The sequence below is a fragment of the Microcystis wesenbergii FACHB-1317 genome, from assembly GCF_014696875.1.
Classification (GTDB): domain Bacteria; phylum Cyanobacteriota; class Cyanobacteriia; order Cyanobacteriales; family Microcystaceae; genus Microcystis; species Microcystis wesenbergii_A.
This window is the reverse complement of the sequence record NZ_JACJQV010000203.1, coordinates 1-13,143: the sequence shown is the minus strand read 5'-3', so window position 1 is coordinate 13,143 and position 13,143 is coordinate 1. Positions and strand designations below refer to the sequence as shown.

10 protein-coding genes and 1 pseudogene are annotated in these 13,143 nt (G+C 43.0%); 6 read left to right on the top strand and 5 right to left on the bottom strand.

From position 1 onward, the window contains the following. Positions 1–82: 82 nt before the first annotated feature. The 3 genes from H6F92_RS20950 to H6F92_RS20940 all read right to left on the bottom strand — a co-directional run bounded on the left by H6F92_RS20950 (position 83) and on the right by H6F92_RS20940 (position 3,909). A complete protein-coding gene (locus tag H6F92_RS20950; protein ID WP_190359357.1) occupies positions 83–1,054 on the bottom strand; it encodes a ribose-phosphate pyrophosphokinase in 972 nt (323 codons plus the stop codon). 204 nt (positions 1,055–1,258) lie between these two features. Next, complete coding sequence (gene typA, locus H6F92_RS20945) at positions 1,259–3,052, bottom strand: translational GTPase TypA (RefSeq protein WP_002796752.1); 1,794 nt, start codon at positions 3,050–3,052, stop codon at positions 1,259–1,261. A 152-nt stretch (positions 3,053–3,204) separates the two neighbouring features. Continuing rightward, entirely contained in the window at positions 3,205–3,909 is a 705-nt protein-coding gene (locus H6F92_RS20940) for a DUF1997 domain-containing protein (RefSeq protein ID WP_190359345.1), read from the bottom strand. A 124-nt stretch (positions 3,910–4,033) separates the two neighbouring features. On the opposite strand from H6F92_RS20940, the gene H6F92_RS20935 reads away from it, so the two are divergent. Next, complete coding sequence (locus H6F92_RS20935) at positions 4,034–4,693, top strand: SDR family oxidoreductase (RefSeq protein ID WP_190359344.1); 660 nt, start codon at positions 4,034–4,036, stop codon at positions 4,691–4,693. A 515-nt stretch (positions 4,694–5,208) separates the two neighbouring features. Next, a complete protein-coding gene (locus H6F92_RS20930; protein ID WP_147071238.1) occupies positions 5,209–6,393 on the top strand; it encodes an NAD(P)H-quinone oxidoreductase subunit H in 1,185 nt (394 codons plus the stop codon). A gap of 184 nt (positions 6,394–6,577) precedes the next feature. On the opposite strand, the gene H6F92_RS20925 is transcribed toward H6F92_RS20930, so the two are convergent. After that, the gene (locus H6F92_RS20925; protein ID WP_190359343.1) at positions 6,578–6,751 is read right to left on the bottom strand and encodes a hypothetical protein; all 174 of its coding nucleotides are present in this window, start codon (positions 6,749–6,751) and stop codon (positions 6,578–6,580) included. Positions 6,752–6,874: 123 nt separating this feature from the next. Here H6F92_RS20925 and H6F92_RS20920 point away from each other — a divergent pair, with 123 nt between their 5' ends. The 4 genes from H6F92_RS20920 to H6F92_RS20905 all read left to right on the top strand — a co-directional run bounded on the left by H6F92_RS20920 (position 6,875) and on the right by H6F92_RS20905 (position 12,559). Further along, the gene (locus H6F92_RS20920) at positions 6,875–8,260 is read left to right on the top strand and encodes a hypothetical protein (protein WP_190359342.1); all 1,386 of its coding nucleotides are present in this window, start codon (positions 6,875–6,877) and stop codon (positions 8,258–8,260) included. Next, positions 8,242–9,213, top strand: coding sequence for an AAA family ATPase (locus H6F92_RS20915; RefSeq protein WP_190359341.1), 972 nt, complete (start codon positions 8,242–8,244; stop codon positions 9,211–9,213). The genes H6F92_RS20920 and H6F92_RS20915 overlap by 19 nt, the downstream gene beginning before the upstream one ends. Positions 9,214–9,221: 8 nt before the next feature. Beyond that, positions 9,222–11,966: a formylglycine-generating enzyme family protein gene (locus tag H6F92_RS20910; RefSeq protein ID WP_190359340.1), complete on the top strand. Its 2,745-nt coding sequence runs from the start codon at positions 9,222–9,224 to the stop codon at positions 11,964–11,966. Between the two features lie 218 nt (positions 11,967–12,184). Then, positions 12,185–12,559 (top strand): putative quinol monooxygenase, encoded by a 375-nt coding sequence (locus H6F92_RS20905; protein ID WP_190359339.1) that lies wholly within the window; start codon positions 12,185–12,187, stop codon positions 12,557–12,559. A 453-nt stretch (positions 12,560–13,012) separates the two neighbouring features. Here H6F92_RS20905 and H6F92_RS20900 read toward each other — a convergent pair. Further along, positions 13,013–13,143: pseudogene (locus H6F92_RS20900) on the bottom strand (IS5 family transposase); the annotation flags it as partial.

Here is a 13,143-nt window from a genome sequence, read left to right as displayed (position 1 = left end):
GATAATGCCATTAACCCACCCCATTTCCACAGAAAAGGGCTAAATATAAAAATTCCCCCTAGTTTTAGGGGGATTCGGCCATCTATTTGAACATATTACTCACGGAATTGTCCTCATGGATGCGCCATATGGCCTCACCCAGAATCGGGGCAACCGGCAAGACTTTCAGTTGCGGGAAAAAATGTTCTTGTGGGACGGGAATCGTGTTAGTAACGATCACCTCCTCGACTATGCCACTAGATAAACGCTCGATCGCAGGGCCAGAAAAAACCGGATGGGTGGCACAAGCATAAACCTGTCGCGCCCCCTTGGCTTTCAGTAACTGCGCCCCTTGAGCGATCGTACCGGCCGTATCGATCATATCATCGACTAAAACCGCCGTTTTATCCTTAACATCGCCGATCAAGTTCATCACTTCCGCCACATTATGGGTTTGCCGGCGTTTATCAATAATTGCTAGGGGAGCATCACTGAGTTTTTTGGCAAAAGCCCGCGCCCTAGCCACCCCACCCACATCGGGAGAAACCACGACGATATCGGGTAATTTTTTACTGAGAAGATAGTCCACCACCACTGGGGAACCGTAAACGTGATCGAAGGGAATATCGAAATAACCTTGAATTTGGGACGAATGCAAATCCATGGCCAACACGCGACTTGCCCCCGCTTCCGTGATCAGATTAGCCACCAGTTTAGCGGCGATCGATTCCCGGCCGGCGGTTTTGCGATCGGCGCGAGCATAACCATAATAGGGAATTACAGCGGTAATTTGTCGGGCAGAAGCACGACGACAGGCATCAATCATGATCAACAATTCCATCAAATGATCGTTGACGGGATTGCAACAGGGTTGAATTAAATAGACATCACAGCCGCGGATCGATTCCTGAATCTGGATGTACAATTCACCATCGGCGAAACGTTTACGAATCATCGGACCCACATCCATGCCCAGATAACGGGCCACCTCTTGGGCAAGAGATACATTAGCGGATCCCGAAAAGAGACGAAGACGATTGCTGTCCGACGCGGCGGGAAACATCGGATGTCGCATCAAAGTAGCAGAATAGCTCACAGCAGATTCTTTACCCTCAAACTCAAGGCACTTTTTTCTATCATCTCAGTTTTGTTGAAAATCTGAGTGGATTTCTTTGTTAGATCTCAATCATAACCAATTACCGATCATCTTCGAGCCATTGCTGCCCCTTTTAGCAGCAACGGCCATGGCAAAATTGCCGCCGGATTTTGTCAAAACCGATTAACGTTTGGCTAACTTTTTCACCGGTAATTTACGCAGACGGATCGATTTCGGGGTAATTTCTACCAACTCATCTGGTCCGATGTATTCCAGGGCGCGTTCGAGACTCATATCCACGGGGGATTGTAACTGAACCAATTCATCCCCAGTGGCGGAACGATGGTTAGTTAACTGTTTAGTTTTGCAGATATTGATCTCCACGTCTTGGGGCCGGTTGCTTTCGCCGATAATCATGTTTTTATACACTTTTGTCCCCGGAGTAATAAAGAATACCCCCCGGTCCTCGGCGTTTTTGAGGGCGTAGAAAGTGGCGACTCCTTCCTCAAAGGCAGTAATCACGCCATTGTAACGGGTGGCTAATTCCCCGGAGAAAGGACGATATTCGAGGAAACTATGGTTCATAATCCCCTCACCGCGACTCAGACGGATAAATTCCCCCCGGAAACCGATTAAACCCCGGGCCGGAATCACGAATTCCAATTGAGTACGGCCATTGCTGCCCGTCTGCATATCCTGCATTTCCCCTTTCCGTTGGCCGAGACGTTCGATACTGGAACCCACCGCTTCTTCGGGTACATCTAAAACGAGGTATTCGTAGGGTTCACAGGGTTGACCGTTTATTTCTCGATAGATAACCTGCGGCTGCGATACTTGGAATTCGTAGCCTTCCCGACGCATGGTTTCGATGAGAATGCCTAAATGCAGTTCTCCCCGTCCCGAAACCAGGAATTTCTCGGCAGAGTCACTTTCTTCCACCCGTAGGGCGACGTTAGTTTCTAATTCTCGCATTAGACGATCGCGAATTTGCCGCGAGGTGACAAAAGTGCCTTCCTGACCGGCAAAGGGAGAATCGTTCACCGAGAAGGTCATTTGTAGGGTCGGTTCATCGACTTTAATTAGGGGTAAAGCTTGCGGGTCATCGGCTAAAGTTACGGTTTCCCCGATGTTAGCGTCGGCAAAACCAGCCACGGCGACGATATTACCGGCGCTGGCCTCGTTTAGTTCCACCCGTTTAAGACCTTCAAAACCAAGAAGTTTTGTTATTTTACCCTTGACAACCGCGCCCGTATCCTTTACTAAAGCTGCCTGTTGACCAGCTTTAATTACGCCGTTATGGATGCGGCCGATAACGATGCGTCCTAAGTATTCCGAGTAATCGAGGGTGGTTACTTGCAGCTGTAGGGGTTTGTTAACGTCCCCGGCCGGTGGTGGAACGTGGTGTAAAATCGCCTCAAACAGGGGCTGCATATCTTTGTCTTCGTCTTCGAGGCTTTCTTTGGCGAATCCTTGCATCCCGGAAGCGAACAGAGTAGTAAAATCACATTGGTCGTCATCGGCACCCAGTTCCACAAACAGATCGAAAACTTTGTCCACGGCTAGGTTAGGATCGACGTTAGGGCGATCGATTTTATTAACCACGACAATCGGTCTTAATCCCTTTTCTAGGGCTTTTTTCAGCACAAAACGGGTTTGGGGCATCGGCCCCTCGTTAGCATCGACAATCAGGATACAACCGTCCACCATACCTAAAACCCGTTCCACTTCGCCACCAAAGTCGGCGTGACCGGGAGTATCGACGATGTTAATCAGGGTGTCTTGGTAACGAACGGCGGTATTTTTGGCCAGAATGGTGATACCGCGTTCTCTTTCGAGGTCATTGGAATCCATGACGCAGGTGGGTACATCTTCCCCTTCTCGAAAGATTCCCGACTGTTTGAGGAGTGCATCGACGAGGGTGGTTTTCCCGTGGTCAACGTGAGCAATGATAGCAACGTTACGGATAGGCAGAGACATAAAATATTGAAGTAGTCTTAGGTTTATTTTTACAAGTAAACATTTCTTAATAATTCTAGCTTAGACTGACCAGCACCGTTAGCAAATCTTTATTTTTCCTTGCTTTCCCATCAGCAAGCTCTACTGCTTACTGTTGACAGACCCCCCAAACCCTAGGCAAGTAACCCACCCTCGCAGGAGTCGAGACGATAGAAAAGACGACTGGAGGCGGGGGGTAGGGGTAAATTGAAGCTAGAGTGAAAATCCTCTTGAACTTTGTAGGTTAAGCGGGGGGAAACTTGGCGAACAATTTGCGTCAACAGTTTATCACCGGTTTTTTGGAGAATGGGACGGGGAATCTTATAAATAAACTTGGGAAACTTAACCATAACATCCATACGCAGTTCCCAGGTGACTTGGGTGATAACCGCCGGAATATCCCGTCCCTGTTGCCGAAAAATTGCCTCAATTTCCCGACTAGGAGAAGATAGGGGCATTTCCTCTAGTTTCATAATTGCCTGATAATCCACTAGATAGCCTAAAAACGGTTGATCGGGAATGGGAACACTGCGAGTATGATAGACTCCATTGACGGGCAGCTCCAGAACCACAGCGATTTTCGGCTCCAGTTCATAGCCAAAAGCTCCATATTTACCGATGGTGATAATATAACCATTCTCACCGAAGGGCAGAGTTTTCATCGGTTCGGCACAACGACAAAACCAACCTTCGTGAGCGCCCAGATAATCGGCAACCTTGTCCTGATTGCTATACATATCCATGGCTCCGGCAAAATGGGTTTGAAAACCGAGAAATTGATTGTCTTCTTTGACTTCTACAGATTCGCGAGCTAGGGAGTTAATGAGGGGACGCTGCATGACTTATAAACCTGGAAAATGATAGTGCTAGAAACAGTTGGGGATTAACTGCCAAAGGATCGGGGAAATTTGTAGAATTGAGATTAGTGTAACGTATTGTTAAAAACTATTAGGTCAAGAAGCGATGAAAGCATTTGTAGCAGGAGCCACGGGGGAAACGGGACGGCGAATCGTTGCCCAATTAGTCGAACGTCAGATTCCCGTACGCGCTTTGGTGAGAAACCCAGAGAAAGCGGCGGAAATTTTGCCGGCAGGGGTGGAAATCGTCGTCGGAGATGTCCAACAGGCCGATAAGTTAGAGGCACTCATCGCTGATTGTAGCGTTTTGCTATGCGCCACGGGAGCCAGACCGAGTTTTAATCCCACGGAACCTTTGTTAGTGGACTACTTGGGAACTAAAAATCTCATCGATGCCGCAAAAAAGAAAGGAATCGAACATTTTGTTCTCGTTACTTCCCTCTGTGTATCGAACTTTTTCCATCCCCTCAATCTCTTTTGGTTAATTTTATTCTGGAAAAAACAAGCGGAAGCCTATTTAATCAATAGTGGCTTAACCTACACGATCGTGCGACCCGGAGGTCTGAAAAATGAGGATAATCTTAATGCCATTAAAATGTCATCCGCCGATACCCTGTCTGAGGGCAATATTCCCCGCACGAAAGTGGCTTCCGTTTGCGTAGAATCCCTATTTTATCCCGCCGCTAACAATAAAATTCTCGAAATTGTTGCTCCCTCAGACGCAGCCAATCTCGATTGGCCCCAATTGTTTCAAAGTGTCACCTAAGGGATTACTCATCAGCTTTTGACGTATCGGTTCTGGGGCAATTGCAGGTCCTATCGACTCACCCCTGACTCGCCCTGGTGCCAGCCTGAAAGCTTCTCGCTTTTCTTGTGTATTGTCAAGGCGTTTACTTATCGCCAATTTGGGTGGAAAACCCCGTCCTTTTAAGACGGCTTTGTGCTAAAATGACTATAGGTTGCCGACCGTGAGAACGTGAGGAAACAGGTTAAACGTCCTACTCCGTGATCTCAAAATTTCTAACAGTCAATGGTGTTCAATTAAGTCCAAACTGTCAGAACGCCAAACAATTAAATACTGTGGGACACACAGAAATTTACGCTTGGGGAGTAGTCTATAGGAGTGCTTGCCTTCTAGGTGTAGTCGGACTAGACATGAAACTGTAAGACCAAAATTAGCTTTGCTGGTAGAGGCAGGATTCAGCCCAAGAATCTCCGCACTTTTAAGGCGGAGAGTGTCAAAATAACTTTAAAAAGATTTTCGGGATCATCGGTAGCCCTATGGCAAAAATTGAAACGAGAACAGAACCCATGGTTTTAAACATGGGACCCCATCACCCTTCGATGCACGGTGTTTTGCGCTTAATCGTCACCCTTGACGGGGAGGACGTGATTGACTGTGAACCCGTGATCGGTTATCTTCATCGGGGCATGGAAAAAATTGCCGAAAATCGCACTAATGTCATGTACGTTCCCTACGTTAGTCGTTGGGATTACGCCGCAGGGATGTTTAATGAGGCGATTACAGTCAATGCTCCCGAAAAATTAGCCGATATCGCCGTTCCCAAACGAGCGCAATATATCCGGGTGATTATGTTGGAACTCAACCGCATCGCTAACCATTTACTCTGGTTAGGCCCCTTTATGGCGGATGTAGGCGCACAAACTCCCTTTTTCTACATTTTCCGGGAACGGGAGATGATTTATGACCTCTGGGAAGCTGCCACGGGAATGCGGTTAATTAATAATAATTATTTCCGTATTGGTGGCGTGGCGGTGGATTTACCCTACGGATGGGTGGATAAGTGCGGGGATTTCTGTGACTATTTTGACCCGAAAGTGGACGAATACGAGAAATTAATCACTAATAACCCGATTTTCCGCCGTCGTATTGAAGGGATAGGCTGCATTACCAGAGACGAAGCGATTAACTGGGGTTTATCCGGTCCGATGTTACGCGCTTCCGGGGTGAAATGGGATTTAAGAAAAGTTGACCATTACGAGTGTTACGACGATTTTGACTGGGAAGTGCATTGGGAAACCGCCGGCGATTGTTTTGCTCGTTATCTGGTGCGGATTCGGGAAATGCGCGAATCGGTGAAAATTATCCGGCAAGCACTGAAAGGTTTACCCGGTGGTCCCTACGAAAATCTGGAAGCGAAACGGATGGCAGAAGGGAAAAAATCAGCCTGGAATGATTTTGACTATCAATATATCGCCAAAAAAGTCGCCCCCACTTTTAAGATTCCTAAAGGTGAACATTATGTGCGCTTGGAAAGTGGTAAAGGGGAATTAGGTATCTTTATCGTCGGTAATGATGATGTTTTCCCTTGGCGTTGGAAAATTCGGGCCGCCGATTTTAATAATCTTCAAATTCTGCCTCATATCCTCAAAGGGGTAAAAGTTGCCGATATTATGGCGATTTTAGGCAGTATTGATATTATTATGGGGTCAGTCGATCGCTAAATCTCTTTCAGGGTGGGTTATCTTATTAACTCACCCTCGTTTTGGCCTAGTCTTATGAAAAAAGCACATCGGCCTTTATTTCAGGTAATGTGCTTAAGTAGGGAGGCACAATTATTTGTAGGATGGGTTAGCGGTAGCGTAACCCATGCAGGCGTTGGGTTTCATGCTTCAACCCAACCTACGTTCATCTGATATTTAATTCCACCTGAACCTCAGGGATAGGGGGAATCTCGCTTTGGGGAATCTTTAACCCTCCCACTTGAACACCTAAACTAGCCAAGGCAGCTAAAGTGGTGATGATGCGGCAAATCACGTCAATGTCCGCTTTATGTTTTTGCCAGAAATTTTCCTTTTTCATATTTACTCCTGTCCCCCTATAGCTTGTTTTTTGAGGACAAGTTGATTAAAATGCTTTAAGCAAATGCTGGCAAAAGGGGATCAAAAAGTGGATCAGATGGTAGGTTGACGTTTGACGAGATTTATGTTAAGGTCTGGCGAAATCAGATTATGGGATGATGATGTGGAAACCCTTCGTAAGGCTAAAGATGCTTATGAGGGAAACTATTCTTGTGCTTCGGAGAAAACAGAGCAAATATTAATAGAAGCACGTCGATGGTTACTTGAGGCATTTCTCGAAGAATACCGTAGTCGAACAAAAACTTCCAGTTATACCATTCCATTAAATGTCTTGAAAGATTGGATGACAGAATCTCAGCCACAATCTGGAGCAACTAAAGACGTTTTAAAACCAAAGGGTAAGAAATTGTACTTACAAAATAAATCTAAGTTTCAAGGATTTGAAAATGAGAAGAAAAGAGCGTACATTAATCAAAATAAAATAAATACAACCAGAATTGAAGATATTAATGATAATTCAATTCATTTAACCTTTTATGAGGATATAAACCATTTATTAAATGAGTCTATTTTAAAGGTAATTGGCATATCTGGAGATACTTTGCGGTTTTGTACTGAAAAAGAATATGGAATAGGAAAAAAAGGGCAAAGAACCTCTAAACAGTCTTATATTTTTCAAGCTTATTGCGAAGTATTAGGCCTAGATTTTGACAGCTTACAATGTTGTCAAAATCATCATCAAAACCCAAAAAATCAACGAACAAATAATGAAAAGATTTATCGTGTTTTGACAAAATTTAATTACAATAATCTAGTAAATTTTACTGATAAAATAGCCGCTAAACCTTTACGAGAAGGCAGTATTTATATTCCCCCTTGTCCTCATCAATATCGTTTTTGGTGTTTACATCGTTTACACAAACAAATCTTTATCACTAATAATTTGAACGTTAAACCTATTGTTTTTAAATTTCAAGGAGATGGTCAAGAAGAATGGGATATCTATAGTCTTCATGAACATTTTTTAAATAATTCTGGAGGAATTAAAAATTTAAAGACTAATAATTTTTGTTTGATTTTTGAAGGAGTTGATTGTGCAGACTTTTCCCGTTTAAAAGACATTGATTCATTTTGGCAAAACTTAACCAAAAAAGCTAGTCAAATACAAAATAGTCCCATTCCGGGCTTTTTATTAATGATTTGGTTAGATTATGGAAAAAGTAATGATTGGAGAGATAAGGACAAATTATCAGAATTAAGTCCTATTCACCGCTTACAGATTGACTCTCGCTTTGAACAACGGTCTTTTCAGGAAATTATTCCTACTTTTGCTCAACAACTTCAGTTAGGTTGTGACTTACAGGATGAAACCACAGACTTATTTAAATCTACCTTGCAGCAATTATGGAAAAATAGCGATCAAGGCAACATAGAAGACACACTGAAAGCTTTTTATCAACAATTTCAAGGACAATTATCGAGGGAAAATAGATGGCAAAACTATCCTTAACTTACACGGGAAAAATTCAACCTAAATCGGGACTTTATTATGAACCGATTCAACAGAAAATTTATCCCTATGACGCAGGTGATGAGTTAATAGAAGTTGTTAACTTGGCTATTGAATTGGGAATGCCTTTGTTACTAGAAGGTGAACCGGGATGTGGCAAAAGTCGTCTAGCTCATGCCTTAGTTTATGAATTTAATTATCGTCAGGAAAGTAATCCTATAAAATATTATGAGTGGATAGTTCAATCTACAAGTAAAGCGGAAGATAGTCTCTATCAATATGATTATATTGGCCGTTTACAAGCTGCTCAAATTAGCGGAATTTTAAGCCAAAAAGAAATAGAAGAATCTTCTTCTGAGCAAAAAAATCCAGCTACTTCAAAGGATTGGGTTGATTTACAACCCTTGGGTAAAGCATTTAAACAAAGTCAAGATAAACAAGAACAATCGGTAGTATTAATTGATGAAATAGATAAAGCAGATCGAGATTTTCCTAATGATTTACTTTTAGCCATTGAATCTCGTCGTTTTTTCATTAAAGAAACAGGAGATTTAATTCAAGCAAATGATCAAGCTTTTCCTCTGATTATCATTACCAGTAATCAAGAAAAAAACTTACCCAATGCTTTTCTGAGACGTTGCATTTATCACTATATTGAGCTACCCAACCAAGAAAGATTAAGAAAAATATTAACCGAACGGTTTACCGACGCTGAACAAGAGGTTATCATCAAAGCAGTGGACCGTTTTCAGGAAGTGAGAACATCACAAGACGAGACTAAATCTGAAGGGGAAAAAAAAGTTAGCACAAGTGAATTAATAGCCTGGTTTAAATCGTTACTCAAGTACAAACCTGAAGAAATTATCGCCAAATTAAACGAGGACAAATTACCCCACGCTAGTGTTTTACTAAAAAGCCGTACCGATTTACAAGATTATGGAACAAGAGGTTAAAAAAGCCAATGACATCCCCCCTACTTGACCTATTTTATCAACTCAGAGACGAAGAAGGATTTCTGCTGTCTATTGAACAATATTATCGGGTGGAAAATTACCTAATTCAAAAACTCGCCAATGATTCTGATATTGCTATTCAAGAAAATCCCAACTTAGAGAATCCTAAAATTAAACTTCTTTGTCAAGCTTTATGGGTTAAATCCCCGAAAGAAAAAGAAAAGTTTGATCAGGCCTGGACAGAGATGCTACAATTCCAACCAGAAATAAATATAGAAATAGCCCAAAAAACACCTATTCATCATCCAGAAGAATCGATTAGCAAAATCATAAACCCGATGGATGATAGGGAATCTCCCTCATTAGAAATTACCCCTCCGGGGGATACACCAATAGCACCGGAGACTTCATTTCCACAAATTGCCACAGCTATTGAAAAGCGAAAAAAAATCACCTCCCTAGATAATCCTGATTATTATCCTATTGGCATCGCTAAGTTACAAGAAAGTTGGCAGCAACTGCGTCCATTACCCCTAGAAAGTCCTCGACAAACTTGGGATCTAAAAGCCACGGTGATGGCAACGGCTAAACGAGGTTTTTTTGATCAAATAATTTACCAAAAGAAACAACTTTATCGCCGAGAAATTATAATTTTTATTGATTGTTCTGACTCGATGATTCCCTTTGCAGGATTTGGTAGGATAATGAAGCAAACTTGGGCAAATGTTCCCCATTTTTACTTTGATAATCTGATTAGAGACGAGGTTTTACAACAAGAAAACGGTTGGGAAAGTCAATCTTTAACCAAAGTTCTCTCTAACTATTCTCCTGAAGTAACCAGTTGTCTAATTCTTAGTGATGCGGGTGCCGCTAGAAAACGTTATGTAGAAGAGCGCTTGAGTGCAACAGAAACCCTTATCCGACGATTTAGCCGAAGATTTAGCCGAGTCGCATGGTTAAACCCTTTACCCTATCATCGATGGTATGGGACAACTGCCTGGGATATTGCTGATTTAGCTGAAGATATACCCAATTTTTCCATGTTTGAACTAACCACAGAGGACTGGGAAAACTTGATAACATGGCTAAAAGAAGAAGCTATCCCACCCCGTCATTTATTTAATCCTAATCAATTTCAACAAGGGGATAATTGGGATGAGGATGAAGATTTTTTTAGCGCAAAAAGCCGTTTAAGATTATTTGAAAAAGAAAACGAACTAAACACCAGAGAACTAGCGAAACGAGCGGCATTTCCCCTTAGTTTATCCCCTAATTTACTTTATTATCTGCGTCAACATCAAGATAAAGATAATCAAGCTCCTTGGTATGCGATCGCTGATATTTTACTCTCCAGTTTAGTCCGCAAAATAGATCGAGAACTCTATGAAATGTCTCCCGATGTTCGTAAACTACTATTAGAAAAATTAACCCCAGAGGAACTCAAATCTCTGGCCTATCAGTTACAAACCTATATTCAGGAACAAATCGGTGATCATTGCTCAAAATCGGTTTATTGGCAAAATCAACAATGGTTAGCTCTTGCCTACCTAAAACCTAGTCAAGCAGTCAATGAAATCAAACAGCTACTAGCAGAAGCTATCAAAAATAATAACCGAGTGCGTCTTGTGAGATTGACAGCTTTATTAAAAAATCTATCGGGTGCTTTAGCCGATTATGAACCCTTATTATTGCTTAATGAACCGATTGCCGCCTATTCTAGAGGCGATTTAAACACCGTTGGCAATGTCCTTCAACTTTCCCCGGAAGACGAGGGAACCCTACAAAAACGTTTAATAGACAAAGTAGCCGCTATTGTTCCCTACATTGTTCCCTACAATGAAAACCTTTTCCTTTTTACCGCAGAAACGGTATTGGTTAATAAAACAGGCCAAGTTATAGAGAGAAAACCTGTTAAAGCCTATTTTTACGATGAAAACCTTCCGGAAGTTGGCAACTGGAAAAAAGCTCAAAACTATATCCGCATGATGTATATTCCCCAAGGAGAATTCTGGATGGGAACGGAAGATGAGGAAATCGAAAGACTGGTTAAAAAATTTGGTGGGGACGGATTTAAAAAGGAAAGACCACAACACCTAGTCAAAGTCCCCGCTTTCTACATGAGTCAAACCCCGATTACCCAGGCCCAGTGGAGAGCGATTGCCGCAACCGCTAAAATAGACATCAACCTGAAGACAAACCCCTCTCGCTTCAAAGGGGATGAGCTACCCGTAGAACGAGTCAACTGGTATGAAGCAACGGAATTCTGTAAACGACTATCAAGGGAAACAAAACGGGAATATCGGCTACCGAGTGAGGCAGAATGGGAATATGCCTGTAGAGCCGGGACAAAAACACCCTTTCATTTTGGGGAAACGATAACGGCAGATTTAGCTAACTATCGAGGTACTAAAACTTATGCCGATGAACCCACAGGAGAATATCGACAACAAACGACTCCCGTGGGACAATTTCCCCCAAACGCTTTTGGGTTGTACGATATGCACGGCAATGTCTGGGAGTGGTGCGCCGATACTTGGCACGGTAATTATTATGGTGCGCCGAGGGATGGCAGTGTCTGGATAGAAAATGGGAATAATAATTATTCTCCTTATTCTCCATTGCGGGGCGGTTCTTGGTTCAACTTTCCACGTCTCTGCCGTTCCGCTTACCGCGACTACTACTACTCCCGCCGCGACTACTACTGCGACTTCATCGGTTTTCGGGTGGTGTGCGGTGCTGGGGGGACCCTGTAACCCTTTTTCTCTTTTTTTCCCTTTTTACCCTTGTTCGATTTTTTGTACTATATATATACTATAAAAGGATTGAGAGAATGATCTCTCTTTTGTCAAAGTGGGTTGAAACCTTGATTTCTCCTAGCCTGAAACGACGTAAATCCGTTAAAATTTTCAAGACTGACAGAAGAGACCACAAACGCGGGGTATCCCTCCGCACCACCTAAAAGGAGAATCTAATGTTCAAAATCGATACTTGCTGTACCCTCGTACCCTACTTTGAAGTACCAGAAGGAAAAATTGCTGCGTTCAAGGAACTAAGCCCCAAATTCATTGAGAGAACCCGCACCGAAGAGGGCTGTATCCATTATGCTTTTTCCTTTAGCGGCAATATTCTTCATTGCCGCGAGGGTTACGTCGATGCTTCCGCAGTTCTTGCCCACCTGCAAAACGTCGGGGAACTGCTAGACGAACTTCTCAAAATCGCCAAGATTATTCGCCTAGAAGTTCACGCTCCCGCTGCCGAAATCGAAAAGCTGCGGGAGCCGTTGGCTTCTCTTAACCCTCAGTTCTTCATTCTCGACGGAGGTATTCGCCGCACCAGCGAAGCCTAACCCCAGACTGACAGAAAACAGATGCCCTACTTCCCATCTCGAAACGCACCGGGTTACTTGTTTCCCCGGTGAATTTGTCTTGCGCCCAACTATTAGAAAGATTGAGAGACAATTAAACTTTCAGTACATATCGACCGTGCGGAAAAGCGCAGGGGAACGGGAGAAAACTAGAGATAAATGATCCTAAATTTCCACGTTCCTCCATTTTATTCCTGAAAGTAGAAACGATTGAAATCGTCAATTTCCACTTATTTTGGGACTGACATCACCCTTCGACTCCGAATATTCTGAAATTAGCAAGTAAACACGACTTCCCAATTTCAGGAAAAAATTATGAATCTACGTTCTGTCAAGACTATCCTATTAGGCGGTATGTCCCTGTTGGTGGCAACTTTGCCCATCGCTCAAGTTGCACAAGTTTCAGCTGACCCAATAGATCTCTTGCAAAAGTAATCAAGATATATATTTTTCTCGGTAACGAAGTTCGTAATTGTAGATACCAGCAATCAAATTCAATCTCAGACCAAATCGCCGTCTGCGATTTCTGTATCTTGATGAAAGTATCCGAAATATTTTGAGACGAC

Excerpts from the sequence above, each read along its gene's own strand:
- H6F92_RS20950 (WP_190359357.1), bottom strand. The coding sequence starts at position 1,054 with ATGCGACATCCGATGTTTCCCGCCGCGTCGGACAGCAATCGTCTTCGT.
- typA (WP_002796752.1), bottom strand. The coding sequence starts at position 3,052 with ATGTCTCTGCCTATCCGTAACGTTGCTATCATTGCTCACGTTGACCAC.
- H6F92_RS20940 (WP_190359345.1), bottom strand. The coding sequence starts at position 3,909 with ATGCAGCGTCCCCTCATTAACTCCCTAGCTCGCGAATCTGTAGAAGTC.
- H6F92_RS20935 (WP_190359344.1), top strand. The coding sequence starts at position 4,034 with ATGAAAGCATTTGTAGCAGGAGCCACGGGGGAAACGGGACGGCGAATC.
- H6F92_RS20930 (WP_147071238.1), top strand. The coding sequence starts at position 5,209 with ATGGCAAAAATTGAAACGAGAACAGAACCCATGGTTTTAAACATGGGA.
- H6F92_RS20925 (WP_190359343.1), bottom strand. The coding sequence starts at position 6,751 with ATGAAAAAGGAAAATTTCTGGCAAAAACATAAAGCGGACATTGACGTG.
- H6F92_RS20920 (WP_190359342.1), top strand. The coding sequence starts at position 6,875 with ATGTTAAGGTCTGGCGAAATCAGATTATGGGATGATGATGTGGAAACC.
- H6F92_RS20915 (WP_190359341.1), top strand. The coding sequence starts at position 8,242 with ATGGCAAAACTATCCTTAACTTACACGGGAAAAATTCAACCTAAATCG.
- H6F92_RS20910 (WP_190359340.1), top strand. The coding sequence starts at position 9,222 with ATGACATCCCCCCTACTTGACCTATTTTATCAACTCAGAGACGAAGAA.
- H6F92_RS20905 (WP_190359339.1), top strand. The coding sequence starts at position 12,185 with ATGTTCAAAATCGATACTTGCTGTACCCTCGTACCCTACTTTGAAGTA.